The following is a 15,031-nucleotide window of genomic DNA, read 5'->3' as shown; positions in this document are numbered from 1 at the left end:
AACGAAGAAAGGAGTCAATCCACTGGATTGGCTCTTTTTCCTATAAGAGAAGGGGAGCACATGGAACCGAAAGCAGAGAAAAAATATGAAGCTGACATGTACGAACCGATTCGAAATTATTTTGTCGCGCAAGGATATGACGTTTTTGGCGAGGTCAAGCATTGCGATTTAACGGCCATGAAAGGCGAGGAACTGATCATAGTTGAATTTAAGCGCAACCTAAGTGTGGAATTGCTCATACAGGCAACCAAGCGACAACGCTATACCGATTTTGTATATATGGCAATTCCGAAGCCCAAATACAAATTGTTTTCGAAAAAATGGCAAGATATATGCTACTTGGTTAGACGTCTTGAGCTCGGTCTTATTCTCGTGTCCTTTCCAAAAAGAGGGCCCGCAGTCATGGAAGTGAATATTTCACCGGGACCGTTTGATCGGGTAAAAAGCAAGCAATTCAATCAAAAAAAGCGAAACCGCATCATTGCAGAGATGCGGGGAAGATACGGCGATTACAATGTTGGCGGCAGTTATCAAACCAAGCTCATGACGGCCTACAAGCAGAGCTGCATTCAAATCGCGACGTTGCTTCAGCAGTATGGGCCGTTATCGCCTAAACTACTTAAGAATAAAGGGGCAGGGGAGAAAACCTCGTCGATACTTATCCAAAATCATTATGGGTGGTTTACTCGTGTGCAACGAGGGCTATATGCGATCACGCCGACAGGAGAGAGAGAAATCGCGGAGTACCCTGAGCTCATTGATTACTATCAAGAACAAGCGGAGGAAATACACGGTACACTTACTCTAGGCTCAGAGTTGCCATCTTCATCAACTACTAAGGCACAATCCAGAAAGAAAAAACAAAGGCAGCCTGCTGTGAAAGAATGACAGGCTGCCTTTTCCTATGAAAAGAATCAACTAGTGTGCGATCCATTCTGCTGTCATTTGCCCTACCAGTGCACGTCCAGCAACAATGTCTGGATGGAACTGAATCGTTGCGTTTTGGCGGACGATTTTCACCTGTTGAATGGCATCCGATAATGGTTGTTCATTTGTTAGCTTTCCCTGAGCTTTTGCGATAGAAAGTCCCGCGACCGTGCCTTGAGCCATTGCCACTTTGGCACTTTCAATTCCCGTGATATTGCCGGCAACATAGAGTCCGGAGAGTGGTGTTCGCATGCTTTCATTGTGTAAGGGGACATGCCCACCCAAGGAGGGAACATAGGCAAAAGGGCACCCAGCAATCGCTGCTAATTCGGCGAGTGGACTTAATCCGCCTGCGATACAGACGAAATCAGCTGGAATGACTTGTTCGGTTCCAGCTATGGGTGAACCATCGGCTGCAACTCGGGCGATACGGACACCCTCGACTTGAAAGGTTCCGACGATTTCCACTGCTGCTGTTCGCAGTTGAATCGGGATGTCCCACATAGAAAACCCGTTGGAGGGGTAGAGGGACACTGCCAGTTTTTGCATACATGGACTTCCCATCAGTTTGCTCCCCAGCCGAATCATCAAAGAAGGGGCAAGATGGGCGACGCGCAATAAGGATTGCATCACGGCTTGTGGTTGCCCTGCAGTGCCACTGACAGCCGTACTGGGCGGGAGAATCATTCGATCCACGGTAATTCCAGCCAACTGCAATTCCCGGGATATCGCCACCGATAAGATATTGATTCCAATGACAACTCCGCGCTGTCCTACTCGCACGCGCTGCACATTCGTCATGACTTGAGCCGCTCCGATGGACATCACGCCAGGTAATGTCCACCCTGGCACGGGTACGGCTGCCTCAGAAGCCCCCGTTGCGATCAGGAGCAATGGGGCTACCATTTCCCCCACTGTGGTAGAAACAATCCAGCCATTTTGAGATTGTGTCAAATGGAACACGGAAACGCCGCAACGGATCTCTACGCCAAGCCCAATCGCTTCTTGCGTGAGACGAGCAGCCTCATCCAGTCCATTCCACCACACACCGTTCGGTTCTTCGTGAAGCTGACCAAGCAAGCGGCCCCCAGGGCGATAAAACTCATCGACTACACGAACAGCCAATCCCTGCCTTGCACTAGCAATTGCTGCGGATAAGCCCGCGGGTCCAGCCCCGATGATCAGAAGGTCGATCATGCACCATGCCCTCCTTTTTTCAAGGGCGTAGGAAGGAGAGAACCCGCATTTACTTGCATGCCTTCCTGCACAAGCGTCATACAAGCACGCACGGTTGGAACACCGTCTACATGGACGCGACATTCATAGCAGTGACCGATATTGCAGTAAATGCCTCGCGGTGTTCCTTTTTCCTCGTGCACCCGAAGCGTACGGACCCCTGCGGCTAATAGTGCTCCCGCAATCGTTTCGCCTTCGAAAGCCGTATAGACAGAGCCGTTATAATAAAAAGGAAGCTGCTTTCTGTCCCCGAGTGAACCGAGGACCGGATGGTGATCAATTCGTTGATTCATGCCCGTTGCCCCCCAAGCGTTTGAAATGAGACAGGACGGATAGGCGGTTGGTATCCAAGAGGTACAGTATGAGAAGGCACTTGGCCAGTTACTTGCTGAATGACCTGATCGATCAATATACGGCAGGTTCTCCCACCGCAGCAGCCCATGCCGGCTCTGGTCCGTAGCTTCAGCTCGCGTGCAGTACATTGGTAGGTTTGGGCGGTCTCTACCAATTCAGCGAGAGTTACTTCTTCACAACGGCAGATAATCAATGGATGCGATTCCATGATGATGCCTCCTTTCATTCTTGCTTGATGAAAAATGCAAGTGTCGTGCCATGGGAAAGAGACTGAGATCGTCCTGGCTGGCACAATACTTGCTGAATATTCTCAAAGAAATAGCCCAATCACGACAAAACAGAAGAGGGATGACAGAGATGGAAAAAGTAACAAGACTGCGTGAGCAATTCGATTCAATGGGGATTGACGGGATGTTGATCACCAATGGACAAAACCGCCGATACCTCACAAACTTTACAGGTACATACGGAGTTGTCCTCATTTCCAGGGACCAGGCCAAGCTCTTCACAGATTTCCGTTACACAGCCCAAGCGCAAGCACAAGCAACGGGGTTTGAGATCGTTTATTTGCCGACAAAAGAATCTGTTTACAGCGAAGTAGCACGTCAGGCGGAAGCGATGGGAATCAAACATCTAGGCTTTGAGGAGGAGAATGTCTCGTTTGCCTTACATCGTAAATACAGCGAGGCCGTCCAAACAGCATTCATTCCGACGTCAGGTGTCATTGAGGGATTGCGGATGATAAAGACAAAGGAAGAACTGGCGATCATCCGAACGGCTGCACAAATCGCCGATGCGGCATTTTCCCATATAACTTCCTTCCTGCGTCCTGGTATCACAGAGCTTGCGGTGTCTAATGAATTGGAAATGTTCATGCGAAAGGAAGGGGCGTCGGGCTCTGCTTTTGACATCATTATTGCTTCTGGCTATCGTTCCGCACTTCCTCATGGCGTAGCGAGTGAAAAAACGATTGAAGAGGGCGATATGGTCACGATGGACTTTGGTGCATTGTACCAAGGGTATCGCTCGGATATTACCCGTACGGTTGCGGTTGGCACTCCTGATGAACAGCTCAAAGTCATCTACGAGATCGTTTTGGAAGCACGCAATCGGGCTGTTGCAGGCATTCGTCCTGGTATTACCGGGAAAGAGGCAGACGCCTTCGCACGGGACTACATCACGGAGCACGGTTATGGCGAGCGTTTTGGACATGGAATGGGGCATGGAGTGGGCCTCGATATTCATGAGGAGCCATTTATGTCCACACGTTGCACCGCTGTTCTCCAAGAAGGCATGATTTTGACCGTAGAGCCGGGGATTTATATCCCAGAGCTTGGTGGAGTCCGTATCGAAGACGATCTGGTTGTCACAGAGAGCGGTAATGAGGTGCTTACACATTCACCGCGTGAATTGATCATTTTATAAATCGAGAGACAAAGTCTTGGCCGAGTAAGTGGGCTGAGGCTTTTTTTGTCTAACAGCAGTGTCTAAGATTTGAAACACGACAAGTAATACCGTGTACAAAAAAGTTTACAACAACCAACGCTAGAACGAAGCCACTGCCGCTTTCATTTTTGGCACATCTTTTGCATTCTGATAATTCTGAAAACCAACACATAACGACTGAATAATGGGGGTTGATCCAATGAAAAAAAGTGTGTTCGCGGTGATGAGTAGCCTAGCAGTCATGGGATTATCGTTGGCAGGATGTGGAGGAGGACAGCCAGCCGAGCAAGCAGCACAGAGTGGACAGTCGAGTATACAGCCAGCGCCTGCCTCCACGGCTAAAGAACCAGAAAAAGCACAAGTCCTTCGCTGGAATCTTCACTCCGAACCACCTACAGGTGATCCTGGACTTGCGGAAGACACGACTTCTGCTGCCATCGTTAAAGCAGTTTTTGATGGACTGACACGCATCGGGCCTTCGGGCAAGCCAGAGGAAGCAGTAGCCGAGAAGATTGAAGTATCGAGTGATATGAAAACATACACCTTCAAGCTGAGAGACTCCAAGTGGAGCAACGGAGAACCAGTAACAGCTCACGATTTCGAATATGCGTGGAAGCGAGCTCTCGATCCGAAGACAGCGTCGAATTACGCCTATCAGCTCTATTACATCAAGAATGCGGAGAAGGCCAACAAAGGGACTGGCAGCTTGAATGATGTCGGCGTAAAAGCATTGGACGACAAGACCCTCCAAGTAGAGTTGACGAATCCAACTCCGTTTTTTCTGGAGCTAACCGCCTTCCAAACTTATTTCCCGGTAAATAAAAAGGTAATCGAGACCGGTGAAAAATGGGCCGGAGATGCTAAAACACACGTAGGAAATGGTCCTTTCAAAATGGAGTCATGGGAACACAAAAGCAAAATGGTACTCGTGAAAAACGACAACTACTGGGACAAAGAGCGTGTCAAGCTGGACAAGATCGAGTTCTCGATGGTGGAGGATGAAAACACAGAGCTGTCCATGTTCGAAAATGGCGAGATTGATTGGGCAGGCAGTCCGTTAAGCTCGCTGCCAACAGATGCGATGCCAGCGCTTAAAGACAGCGGAAAGCTGCAAGTGAAGCCTGTCGGTGCTACCTACTGGTACAAGTTCAATACAGAGAAACCCCCGTTCAATAACGTGAAGATTCGGAAAGCCTTTGCCTACGCCATTAACCGTCAAATCTTGATCGACAACGTACTCCAAGCGAATCAGCAGCCAGCGATGGCAGCAGTTCCACCGACAATGGGACTCAATACGGGTGGTTATTTCAAAGACAATGATCAAGAGACAGCCAAAAAGCTGTTAGAGGAAGGAATGAAAGAGCTGGGCATCTCTAAACTGCCACCGATCAAGCTTAGCTACAACACGTCCGAAGGGCATAAAAAAATCGCAGAAGCGATTCAGGACCAATGGCGCCAAAACCTTGGAGCAGATGTGAAGCTGGAAAATCAGGAATGGAAGGTGTACCTCGAGACCATGCACGAGGGCAACTATCAGGTCGGGCGTCTCGGCTGGTCAGGTGACTTCAACGATCCGATCAACTTCCTGGAGCTGTTCAAGGAAAAGGACGGAGGAAACAATGACACGCGTTGGGAGAATCCGAGATTCAAAGAGCTGTTGAATCAATCTGCCACTGAGAGTGATCCGGAAAAGCGGAAGGCGATTCTACGTGAAGCCGAGCAAATCATGATGGATGAAATGCCGATTATGCCGATCTACTTCTATACGCATACATGGGTGAAGAATGACAAGGTAAAAGGGATCTTCCAGGATGGTCTAGGGGCAATCGACTGGAAATGGACATCAATCGAATAATATTCGGATGGGGGATGGGCAATGAAAAAATGGGGAAGTGTGATAGTCGTTGGTGTAGTTTTACCAGTAACTGGTAATGGCGCAACAGATGGAAAATACATGTAAAACGCCATTGAAATGGGTGTCAAAAAAATAAATGACAGCAGTGGAGTGATTGGAAAAAAATTGAAGACCGAAGTAGCTGATGATGGCTGCGATCCAAAAATAGCGACCACAGCAGCCAACTCAGCCAAATTACCCGCTCAAGGCTATGACACCCTCTTTTTGATCAATGGCCAAACCCCAGATCAAGCACAAACCGCGGCAGATTACATGGCAGCGAACCAAGCGAAAAAAGTAGTGCTCATCCATCACAATTCTGCCTACGCCAAGGACTTGGCTGATTTTGCCAAAGCATCCGTTGAAAAATCCAGGGGTGCCGTCATTGCGTATGAAGAAATCAACCGTGGAATTAATCCGTATTTTGTCTGAGGTATTGCCACCAAAAGAGGGGCGAAGGTTTCCTGATTTTTGTTCGCGTTGGCGTGCGTTTTTTGCTTGCAAAAAGCGGCTGTAGTGGAGGGAAGAAGCGGATTTCCAGTCTACGCTTCGGCCTCCGCCCTGCAAGGGGGATTGACTGCCCGCTCCGGAATGAATGGCGGGAGCGCTTCAAACGTAGAAGTTTCGAAGAAGTATTCCATAAGTGAAGCTTAAATTCCCCGCCATTCATTCCGGAGCTGGGATGGGCTCCAGAGGCGCTTGGACTGGAAATCCGCTTCTTCTTCGTAGCTTTTGTAAAACATGATTGCAAGTCGATCCAAGAAGGAAGATGAACAACTCGCGATCATTGAGTCGTCAAAACGAACCAAAAATGCTTCACGATCATGATTCGATAACTCAAGATGATCAGCAAGCACAAGAAATCTACCGTGACCAACCCCAAAAACGATTTGAAAAGCTCGATGAACGTTAACAGCTCGAAAGCCCTGTCACATGTTTGGAAGGAGACTGCCCGAACGAAGAGAGGATACAGGAGACTGGAAAACATGTGGCAGGGCTTCCCCATGCACAACCGTTGAAGGACAACGTTTTTTACTTCCCCAATTTGTTATAGAGCGTGGCCCGCGATATGCCAAGTCTTTTCGCAGCCGCTTGCTTGTTGCCATTTTCCAGCTCGATGGCTCGCAAAATGACACGGCGCTCATGCGCTTCGATTTCCTCTTGCAAGGAAAACAGATCAGGCGGAAGCTCAATCGGTACCTGTTTCGTCTGACCTTGCAAGGAATACGGCAAATCCTCTTCTTTGATAATACCGTCCGTCGCGAATACCACCAATCGTTCAATGGCATTTCGTAGCTCGCGAATGTTGCCTGGCCAGTCGTATTGAAGCAGGTTTTGCATCACATTTTGCGAAATGGCATGAATGGGACGGTTGTAGCGTAAAGAGAATTCATAGAGAAAAAAGTGGGCGAGCTCAATCGTATCTTCAAGGCGTTCTCGTAGCGGAGGAATTTTCAGCGTCACGACATTGAGCCGATAGAACAGGTCTTGGCGAAACTTCCCTTCCTTCACTAACTCCTCCAGATTTTTATTCGTGGCAGCAAGCACGCGGAAGTCCGCTTCAATCTGCTTGGTCCCTCCGACCGAATAATACTTTTTCTCCTGAAGCACGCGAAGCAGCTTCACTTGCATATCGAGCGGCATTTCTCCTACTTCGTCGAGAAACAGCGTTCCTCCGCGAGCCAGCTCAATCATTCCTTTTTTCCCTTTTTGATCCGCACCAGAGAAGGCCCCTTTTTCGTACCCGAACAGCTCGCTTTCAAACAAAGTAGGCGAAATCGCACCGCAGTTGATGGCGATAAAGGGCGCATTGGAGCCTTCCCGCACATCATGCACGGCTTTGGCGAAAAGCTCCTTGCCGACGCCGCTTTCCCCTGTGATCAAGACGGTTGCTTGCGTAGCGCTGAGCTTTTGGATCATGGACTTGATATGGCGAATGGGGAGACTCGTTCCCTTGATCTGTGCAAATGGATCGGGCGTCGGACTGAGCTTTGCCATTTCCTGCTGCAAGTGATTCACTTTTTTATTGGCGTTCAACAGCTCCTGGTTCAGTCGGACTTGGCTCGTGATATCGGTTTCCGCCGCAACAGCTCCGATGATTTTGTCATGCAAATAGATCGGATTCGTATTGATGAGAACGACGAGATCCTCCCGCGGCTGATGCTGATGGCGGTAGAGAGATTGTCCGCTTTGCAGAGATTTGAGTGTTTCAAGCATTTCGAGCGGGAAAAATTCGGTGATCGGGTGACCAATCGTTTCTTTTGCTTTCAAGGAAAAGATTCGTTCAGCGCCTTCTGTCCAAACCATCACACGCGCTTTTTCATCGATGACGGATATGGATGCATCCATGGTCTTAATCATCGTCTCGAAATACGCTTCCAAAATCTCATACGAGGAAAAAATGGCTTGTATGACTGCACCTCGATGAAGGTAGCCGACAGGGATTCCAGGCTGTTTTTCGATTAGGAGATAGTTGTGAGTAGCTAGCAGACGGATGGCATCGGCCAATGTTGAATCCCGTGTCGTCACAGCAGCTGGTTCCCAAGGGGCATGTGTGCAATCGATCGTCAAATTGGTAGTGAAATGAGAGGAATCGGCGACATACCAGCTGGTTTGACGCTGGGTAAATACAGGAACGGTTTCGTCCAACTGAGGAGGGAGAAGCTCTTGATCGTTGAAAATTCGCATGTTTGTCTGGATCAATTCGGTTAAGGCAGGAAGTTTGTGATTCAACTCGATCATCCCTTTTTAAAGAGGTAGTTCAAGTGTATAAAATTTTGAACATTTTCTCATTTATTATACATTCGCCCTTTCAATTGTCAAAGAATTTAGACGAAATATTTTGGATATCTTGCTTGGAACGATTGGCATGGCTTTTGCAAAAAAAGAGTAAGCAAGTAGCAGAATACGCATTTGAGGAGAATCAGCATGACAGTACAAACCCATGCGCAGATTGCAGTAATCGGCGGTGGTATCATCGGCGCGGCGATTGCGTATTACGCTGCGAAGGCTGGATTGGATGTCGTTGTCCTTGAAAAAGGCGAGCTGGCATCAGGGACGTCCTCACGCTGTGACGGGAATATTTTGGCGATCGACAAGGACCCCGGCTTTGACAGTCAGATGTCCCTGAAAAGTCAGATGCTCGTCGATCAGCTAAGCCGGGAGCTGGACCATACATTTGAATATCGGGCACCGGGAAGTATTCTCGTCTGCGAATCAGAGGCTGAGATGGAAGCCGCTCATGAATGGGTGCAACGGCAAAAAGAAGCAGGATTGCCGTTTCGGATGCTGGATCGAGCGGATATTCGGCAGGAGTCGCCTTACTTTGCCGACGACTTGCTGGGAGGCTTGGAGTGCGCCACCGATTCTACCGTCAATCCGTACATGCTTACCTTTGCCCTGTTTGAAGGCGCGAAAAAGCATGGAGCGAGGATCATGCGTCGTACTGAGGTCAAGTCGCTCAGACGTGATCAGGCGACGGGAACGTTTCACATCGGGCTTGGTACATGCAGCATGACAGCCAAGCAGGTCGTCAACGCCGCGGGGGTGTGGGCGCCAGTCATTGGCAAAATGGTCGGGGTGGATATTCCGATCGTTCCGCGCAAAGGGCATTTGATCGTCGCCTCGAGACAGATGCCTGTCGGCGTGCGAAAGGTGATGGAATTCGGCTATCTCATCTCGAAGTTTGGCGGCGTGCGACAAGTAGACGAGGAGACAGAGAAGTATGGAGTCGCGCTCGTATTTGAACCGACAGAAAGCCAAAACTTCTTGATTGGCTCCAGTCGTCAGTTCGCAGGCTTTGATACACAGATTGATCTGAATGTCGTCAGGTGCATGGCGAGAAGAGCACTGCGCTTTTATCCGAAGATAGCCGACTTCGCTATCATCCGCACCTATTGCGGTTTACGCCCGTGGACTGAGGATCACTTGCCAATTATTTCTCGCGTAGAGGAAGTACCCGGTTACTTTATCGCGGCTGGTCATGAAGGAGATGGAATCAGTCTGGCTGCCGTCACAGGCAAGCTGGTGTCCGAGATGCTAGTCGATCAGACAGACACCATCATTCCGACAGAGCCGTTGCGCTTGGATCGTTTTACGAAAAAAGGAGTGTTGCATCCATGAAAGCAACGAGAGTGTTTACCACCATTGACACGCATACTGGGGGAAACCCTACCCGCACGGTAATCAGTGGTCTGCCAAAGCTTACCGGAGCCACGATGGGAGAAAAAATGCTCCAGATGAAGGCTGAATACGACTGGATTCGCACGTTTTTGATGTATGAGCCGCGCGGGCATGATGTGATGTCCGGGGCCTTGATCGTTGATCCTTGCCATCCGGATGCGGATGTAGGAGTGATCTATATCGAGACGGGCGGATACTTGCCGATGTGTGGCCACGATACGATCGGTCTATGTACCGCGCTGGTGGAGACAGGTATGATCCCTGTGACCGAGCCGGTGACAAAGCTTACGCTCGATACGCCGGCAGGATTGGTCGAGGTAGACATACAGGTAGAGGGAGGGAAAGCCAAGGAAGTATCGTTTGTGAACATTCCAGCCTTCCTCTATCAAAAAGATGTGACTGTAGAAGTAGAAGGGATTGGAGCGGTGACCTGCGATATTGCATACGGTGGAAACTTTTATGCCATCACCGATGCACGCAAGCTCCATCTCGAACTAACGCCAGCCCATGCATCCACCATTGTCGATACGGCCGTTGCGATTCGAAAAGCGATGAATCAGGCGATGGAGATCGTTCATCCAGAGAAGCCGTTTATACGCGGATTGACCCATGTGGAATTCTATTCGGCCCCTGACAATCCGGGAGCGGATGTGAAAAATACCGTCGTCGTACCACCGGGAGGAATAGACCGATCGCCATGTGGAACAGGCACTTCCGCCAAGCTGGCGACTTTGTTTGCCAAAGGGGAGATCGGGATAGACGAACCGTTTGTACATGAGAGCATCGTCGGTTCTCTGTTTACAGGAAGAGTACTGCAGGTGACGGAGGAAGGCGGGCTGCCTGCTGTCATCACCCGAATTGCAGGCTCAGCCTGGCTGATGGGCAAGCATACGATTTTTTACAATCCGGAAGACGAGCTGGCGAATGGCTTTTTGCTCATCCCAGCCGCAACTGATCACTAAAACAAAGCCCAAAATGGGAGAGGAGAATGAATAATGGCAAGATTTGAAGGAGTGTACGTGGCGATTGTCACGCCGTTTACAAACGATTATGAGGTGGATTACAAACGTTTGGCGGAATTGTGTGACTGGTTGATTCAGGAGGGCGTAGATGGACTGGTTCCGTCCGGTTCACTGGGGGAATACGCCACGATGACAGGAGAAGAGCGGGCTAAAGTTATTCATACCGTGATCGCTGCCGCAAAAGGCCGAGTCCCGGTGGTCGTAGGCTCTGCTGCTCCGTCTACCCGTCAAGCAGTGGAATGGGTGCAATTCTCCAAGGATGCGGGAGCAGCAGGTGTGATGGCCTTGCCTCCGATTAACTACAAGCCATTGGAAAATGAAGTATTTGCCCACTACGAGGCACTGAACACCGTCGGGCTGCCGATCATTGCCTATAACAATCCTCACGATTACAAAATCGACCTGACACCGGACATTTTGGCAAGATTGGCGAAGTTCGAAAATATCGTCGCTGTGAAAGAATTCTCGGGTGACGTACGCCGCATGCAGGACATTCTCGCGCAGACGGACCTGGAAGTTATGGTCGGTGTAGACGATCTCGTCATGGAGGGCGGCTTGATCGGGGCGACAGGTTGGATTTCGGGTGTGCCAAATGCACTGCCAAAAGAAGGAGTGGAGCTGTTCCGTCTGGCACGGGCGGGTAAGCTCGGTGAAGCACAAGCGCTTTATCGTCGTTTGTTGCCACTGTTCCACTATGATGCAAGTCCACAGTTGGTACAGTCGATCAAATACATGATGGAGCTGGCGAATTTCCCTGTAGGACCGACTCGTCCGCCGCGTCTGCCACTGACTGAAGAATACTACGCAGGTATTAAAAAGGCGTTTGACTACGCTGTCGGCGCTGCAAGTGGACGATAAGGGGGATGGGCAAAATGCACAGCAAAAACTGGATTGGCGGCGAATGGATGACGCCGTCAGGGAAAGAACTAACCGTCAAAAACCCGTCGCGTACCACAGAAGAGGTCGGCGTTCTGCATCTGTCTGATCGGTCACATGTTTTTGCCGCTGAACAGGCAGCCCGTGCCGCACAGATCGGCTGGGCAAAACAAACGGGTGCGGCTCGTGGCGAAATCCTTTTTCAAATGGCTGCTGCATTAGAGGCAGAGTCAGACAGTTTGGCACAGCTGGCAAGCCGGGAAATGGGCAAGCAGCTTGGCGAGATGCGTGGAGAGGTGGCGCGTGGGGTCAGTCTGTTGCGCTATTATGCCGGAGAAGGGATGCGTTCCAACGGCAACCTGATACCTTCTTCAGATACGAACGTGCTGCAATACAGCCGTCGTGTCCCGCTCGGAGTCGTGGCGGTCATTACACCATGGAACTTCCCCGTTGCGATCCCCATCTGGAAGATCGCCCCTGCACTCATTTGCGGGAACACGGTTATCTGGAAGCCAGCGGAAAATGGTTCGCTCACAGCGACACGACTAGCTGAAATATTTGCGGAAACAAAGCTGCCTGCGGGTGTGCTGAATCTGGTGATTGGCAAGGGCCGAGAGATCGGCAACACACTCACGAATGAAGCCGAAGTCGATGCAGTCAGCTTTACGGGTTCATCGGAAACAGGCAGACAGATTGCCATCGCGTGCGCGGGTCGGAACATCAAATATCAAACTGAAATGGGCGGAAAAAATGCGGCAGTCGTTTTGGCTGATGCTGATTTGGACAAAACCGTTCCGATTTTGCTCAGCGGCGCGTTTCGATCGGCTGGTCAAAAATGTACGGCTACCAGCAGGATCATTGTCGAAAAAGCGATCTACCAGCCACTTGTTGAGCGATTGCAAACGGCTATGGAGACATGCCGGGTAGGAGATGCCAGCGATCTGGAAGCGTATTTGGGGCCGGTTGCCTCGGCTGCACAGTATGAGACGGTTGGGCAATACATCGCCTTGGCGAATGATGAAGCGGCAGTCATTGCCCAAAGCCCCTCATATGCAAAAGAGGAGCAAGGCTATTACATCCGTCCCCAAATTGTTGAGGGTGTCGCAGCCAGTCATCGCCTTGTTCAGGAGGAAGTGTTCGGACCATTGGCTGTGCTTTTGACAGCAGACGGTTTTGAAGAGGCGGTGGAGCTGTGCAACCAGTCTGTATACGGACTGAGTGCTTCGCTGTTCACCCGAGATTTGGCGAGTGCCCATCGCTTCTTGGATGTGGCGCAGGCGGGCATGGTTCGGGTCAATCAGGAGACGGCAGGTGTGGAATACCAGGCTCCATTTGGCGGCATGAAGCTGTCCAGCTCGCATACACGAGAGCAGGGTCAGGCGGCGCTCGATTTCTACAGTACGACGAAAACATGCGCGATCAAATACGCGTGGTGATCCAGCAAGCTTTTCGCCAATCGCATAAACATAAAAAGGTGAGGATGTCATGCACATCAATCAGTTGTTTACGACGATCGAGGCCCACACTGGTGGGGAGCCGCTGCGCATCATAACAGGCGGCATCCCGCCGCTCGCGGGCGAGACGATTTTGGAGAAGAGACGATACTTTCGGGAGGAGCTGGACCATATCCGGCGGGTACTCATGTATGAACCGCGCGGCCATCATGGGATGTACGGATGTGTCATGACAGAGCCCATCAGCCCAGATGCGGCATTTGGAGTGCTATTCATGCATAACGAGGGCTACAGTACCATGTGCGGGCATGGAATCATTGCAGTTGTGACCGCTGCTATTGAGACTGGAATACTTCGGCTGGAAGGTCCAACAGAGCGTATTGTGATTGACAGTCCGGCAGGAAGAATCATTGCACACGCCACTGTGAAAGAATCGCTGGTCCATTCCGTCTCGTTTGAAAATGTCCCTTCCTTTGTTTTAGCACATGACGTTCCCATTGAATGGGGAGGACGTACTTTTTCTGTGGACATTTCTTTTGGCGGCGCATTCTATGCAGTCGTACAGGCAGAAGATATCGGGGTTCAGGTGGAAATGGAGCAATTGGTCGAGCTGCAAGAATGGGGCAGACGAATCAAGGAACAAATCGAGGCGAAAATGGAGGTCGTTCATCCGTTGGAGCCTGAGCTCAAAGGAATTTATGGAGTGATTATTTCGGATAAGCCGAGAGTGGAAGGATCAGACCTACGCAACGTGACGATTTTCGCCGATAAGCAGGTCGATCGGTCCCCGTGCGGTACAGGTACTGCGGCTCGCGTAGCCACCTTGCATGCGCGAGGAAAGCTGGCTCTTGGAGAATCGTTTGTCCATGAAGGAATTGTCGGGAGCCAGTTTATCGGCAAGGTGGTAGCAACAACCCAGGTGGGGAGTTATCCGGCTGTCATTCCGAGCATAGAAGGCAAGGCGTTCATCACAGGTCTGCATCAATTTGTGGTTGACCCTACGGACCCACTGAAAGACGGATTTTTACTGCGATAGGATCGTTTGCTAGAATAAGGAGGTTGCCGATCACAGGCAGCCTCTTGTTCATCCCCAAAAAGCCTAGTCACAATACTGCCACGCATTGGGACATCAGCATTTTTTCCCTTCTTCTGGTATAATGGACAAGATTGAATTTAGGAGTAAAGGGGTTGAATTTTTTGCCGTACAAAGCGTTAATGGAAGCGCATGTGGGTAGCTGGGAAGTCGCATTCGTGCTCTTGATCGTTGCCTACATCTTGTATCGCGTGGGTAAAGCAAAAGCAGGCAAGATCGTACATATGCTGCTCAGACTCATGATGGTCATCATTCTTGTATCCGGAGCTTGGATGCTTTTCGTGGGTCACGCAACAGATTTCTATTACTACGTGAAGGGCATTATCGCGGTTATCGCCTTTGGTTTGATGGAAATGTCCCTGGGTAAAGCAAAGAGACAAGAAGGCAGCATCGGCTTCTTCATCGGCTGTATTGTCGTTTTGGTGCTGGTTATTCTGCTTGGCTATCGCGTATTAATGTAAGATAGGCAATACGGAAAGGAAGAGGGTTTCCTCGCAAGAAATATTTGCGGGCGAAAGCCCTTTTTTCTGTGAAAAACGTCTCGACG

General features: G+C 50.2%; 15 protein-coding genes. 10 read left to right on the top strand and 5 right to left on the bottom strand.

Translation table 11 applies throughout. The features are described from left to right. Positions 1 to 60 precede the first annotated feature (60 nt). On the top strand, positions 61 to 888 hold the full coding sequence (locus ODZ53_RS18985) for a DUF2161 domain-containing phosphodiesterase (protein ID WP_372679154.1): 828 nt from the start codon (positions 61 to 63) through the stop codon (positions 886 to 888). Between the two features lie 30 nt (positions 889 to 918). Here the strand turns inward: ODZ53_RS18985 and ODZ53_RS18980 are convergent, their stop codons facing one another. The 3 genes from ODZ53_RS18980 to ODZ53_RS18970 are packed head-to-tail and all read right to left on the bottom strand — an operon-like array spanning position 919 to position 2,725. Beyond that, entirely contained in the window at positions 919 to 2,124 is a 1,206-nt protein-coding gene (locus tag ODZ53_RS18980) for an NAD(P)/FAD-dependent oxidoreductase (RefSeq protein WP_372679134.1), read from the bottom strand. Continuing rightward, positions 2,121 to 2,456, bottom strand: a complete 336-nt coding sequence (locus ODZ53_RS18975) for a (2Fe-2S)-binding protein (protein WP_064203436.1) — start codon at positions 2,454 to 2,456, stop codon at positions 2,121 to 2,123. The genes ODZ53_RS18980 and ODZ53_RS18975 overlap by 4 nt, the downstream gene beginning before the upstream one ends. Further along, positions 2,453 to 2,725, bottom strand: coding sequence for a (2Fe-2S)-binding protein (locus ODZ53_RS18970; protein ID WP_372679132.1), 273 nt, complete (start codon positions 2,723 to 2,725; stop codon positions 2,453 to 2,455). The genes ODZ53_RS18975 and ODZ53_RS18970 overlap by 4 nt, the downstream gene beginning before the upstream one ends. Before the next feature lie 149 nt (positions 2,726 to 2,874). Here ODZ53_RS18970 and ODZ53_RS18965 point away from each other — a divergent pair, with 149 nt between their 5' ends. The 3 genes from ODZ53_RS18965 (at position 2,875) to ODZ53_RS18955 (ending at position 6,289) form a co-directional block, all read left to right on the top strand. Continuing rightward, positions 2,875 to 3,942 carry a M24 family metallopeptidase gene (locus tag ODZ53_RS18965; protein ID WP_372679152.1) on the top strand — a complete coding sequence of 356 codons (1,068 nt, stop codon included), beginning with the start codon at positions 2,875 to 2,877 and terminating at the stop codon, positions 3,940 to 3,942. A gap of 220 nt (positions 3,943 to 4,162) precedes the next feature. After that, positions 4,163 to 5,818 carry a peptide ABC transporter substrate-binding protein gene (locus tag ODZ53_RS18960; protein WP_372679130.1) on the top strand — a complete coding sequence of 552 codons (1,656 nt, stop codon included), beginning with the start codon at positions 4,163 to 4,165 and terminating at the stop codon, positions 5,816 to 5,818. 165 nt (positions 5,819 to 5,983) lie between these two features. Then, on the top strand, positions 5,984 to 6,289 hold the full coding sequence (locus ODZ53_RS18955) for an ABC transporter substrate-binding protein (RefSeq protein ID WP_372679128.1): 306 nt from the start codon (positions 5,984 to 5,986) through the stop codon (positions 6,287 to 6,289). Between the two features lie 352 nt (positions 6,290 to 6,641). Here ODZ53_RS18955 and ODZ53_RS18950 read toward each other — a convergent pair whose 3' ends face one another. Beyond that, positions 6,642 to 6,845, bottom strand: a complete 204-nt coding sequence (locus tag ODZ53_RS18950; protein ID WP_372679126.1) for a hypothetical protein — start codon at positions 6,843 to 6,845, stop codon at positions 6,642 to 6,644. Between the two features lie 44 nt (positions 6,846 to 6,889). Beyond that, the gene (locus ODZ53_RS18945; RefSeq protein ID WP_372679124.1) at positions 6,890 to 8,590 is read right to left on the bottom strand and encodes a sigma-54 interaction domain-containing protein; all 1,701 of its coding nucleotides are present in this window, start codon (positions 8,588 to 8,590) and stop codon (positions 6,890 to 6,892) included. 195 nt (positions 8,591 to 8,785) lie between these two features. On the opposite strand from ODZ53_RS18945, the gene ODZ53_RS18940 reads away from it, so the two are divergent. The 6 genes from ODZ53_RS18940 (at position 8,786) to ODZ53_RS18915 (ending at position 14,945) form a co-directional block, all read left to right on the top strand. Continuing rightward, positions 8,786 to 9,979: an NAD(P)/FAD-dependent oxidoreductase gene (locus ODZ53_RS18940; protein WP_372679122.1), complete on the top strand. Its 1,194-nt coding sequence runs from the start codon at positions 8,786 to 8,788 to the stop codon at positions 9,977 to 9,979. Further along, positions 9,976 to 11,001 (top strand): 4-hydroxyproline epimerase, encoded by a 1,026-nt coding sequence (locus ODZ53_RS18935; protein ID WP_372679120.1) that lies wholly within the window; start codon positions 9,976 to 9,978, stop codon positions 10,999 to 11,001. The genes ODZ53_RS18940 and ODZ53_RS18935 overlap by 4 nt, the downstream gene beginning before the upstream one ends. Before the next feature lie 33 nt (positions 11,002 to 11,034). After that, complete coding sequence (locus tag ODZ53_RS18930; protein WP_142498653.1) at positions 11,035 to 11,919, top strand: dihydrodipicolinate synthase family protein; 885 nt, start codon at positions 11,035 to 11,037, stop codon at positions 11,917 to 11,919. 14 nt (positions 11,920 to 11,933) lie between these two features. Next, positions 11,934 to 13,373 carry an aldehyde dehydrogenase family protein gene (locus ODZ53_RS18925; RefSeq protein ID WP_372679118.1) on the top strand — a complete coding sequence of 480 codons (1,440 nt, stop codon included), beginning with the start codon at positions 11,934 to 11,936 and terminating at the stop codon, positions 13,371 to 13,373. 49 nt (positions 13,374 to 13,422) lie between these two features. Continuing rightward, positions 13,423 to 14,427, top strand: coding sequence for a proline racemase family protein (locus ODZ53_RS18920; protein ID WP_372679116.1), 1,005 nt, complete (start codon positions 13,423 to 13,425; stop codon positions 14,425 to 14,427). Between the two features lie 152 nt (positions 14,428 to 14,579). Beyond that, complete coding sequence (locus ODZ53_RS18915) at positions 14,580 to 14,945, top strand: YisL family protein (RefSeq protein ID WP_372679114.1); 366 nt, start codon at positions 14,580 to 14,582, stop codon at positions 14,943 to 14,945. Positions 14,946 to 15,031 lie beyond the last annotated feature (86 nt).

The sequence above is a fragment of the Brevibacillus sp. BD137 genome, assembly GCF_041644655.1.
In the GTDB taxonomy this organism is placed as follows: domain Bacteria; phylum Bacillota; class Bacilli; order Brevibacillales; family Brevibacillaceae; genus Brevibacillus; species Brevibacillus brevis_D.
The sequence above is the reverse complement of the archived record's forward strand: the minus strand, read 5'-3'. Positions and strand labels throughout refer to the sequence as shown.

Coding starts and splice junctions, on each gene's coding strand:
- ODZ53_RS18935 (WP_372679120.1), top strand. CDS start 9,976: ATGAAAGCAACGAGAGTGTTTACCACCATTGACACGCATACTGGGGGA.
- ODZ53_RS18925 (WP_372679118.1), top strand. CDS start 11,934: ATGCACAGCAAAAACTGGATTGGCGGCGAATGGATGACGCCGTCAGGG.
- ODZ53_RS18960 (WP_372679130.1), top strand. CDS start 4,163: ATGAAAAAAAGTGTGTTCGCGGTGATGAGTAGCCTAGCAGTCATGGGA.
- ODZ53_RS18970 (WP_372679132.1), bottom strand. CDS start 2,725: ATGGAATCGCATCCATTGATTATCTGCCGTTGTGAAGAAGTAACTCTC.
- ODZ53_RS18920 (WP_372679116.1), top strand. CDS start 13,423: ATGCACATCAATCAGTTGTTTACGACGATCGAGGCCCACACTGGTGGG.
- ODZ53_RS18950 (WP_372679126.1), bottom strand. CDS start 6,845: ATGTTTTCCAGTCTCCTGTATCCTCTCTTCGTTCGGGCAGTCTCCTTC.
- ODZ53_RS18940 (WP_372679122.1), top strand. CDS start 8,786: ATGACAGTACAAACCCATGCGCAGATTGCAGTAATCGGCGGTGGTATC.
- ODZ53_RS18985 (WP_372679154.1), top strand. CDS start 61: ATGGAACCGAAAGCAGAGAAAAAATATGAAGCTGACATGTACGAACCG.
- ODZ53_RS18980 (WP_372679134.1), bottom strand. CDS start 2,124: ATGATCGACCTTCTGATCATCGGGGCTGGACCCGCGGGCTTATCCGCA.
- ODZ53_RS18965 (WP_372679152.1), top strand. CDS start 2,875: ATGGAAAAAGTAACAAGACTGCGTGAGCAATTCGATTCAATGGGGATT.
- ODZ53_RS18975 (WP_064203436.1), bottom strand. CDS start 2,456: ATGAATCAACGAATTGATCACCATCCGGTCCTCGGTTCACTCGGGGAC.
- ODZ53_RS18930 (WP_142498653.1), top strand. CDS start 11,035: ATGGCAAGATTTGAAGGAGTGTACGTGGCGATTGTCACGCCGTTTACA.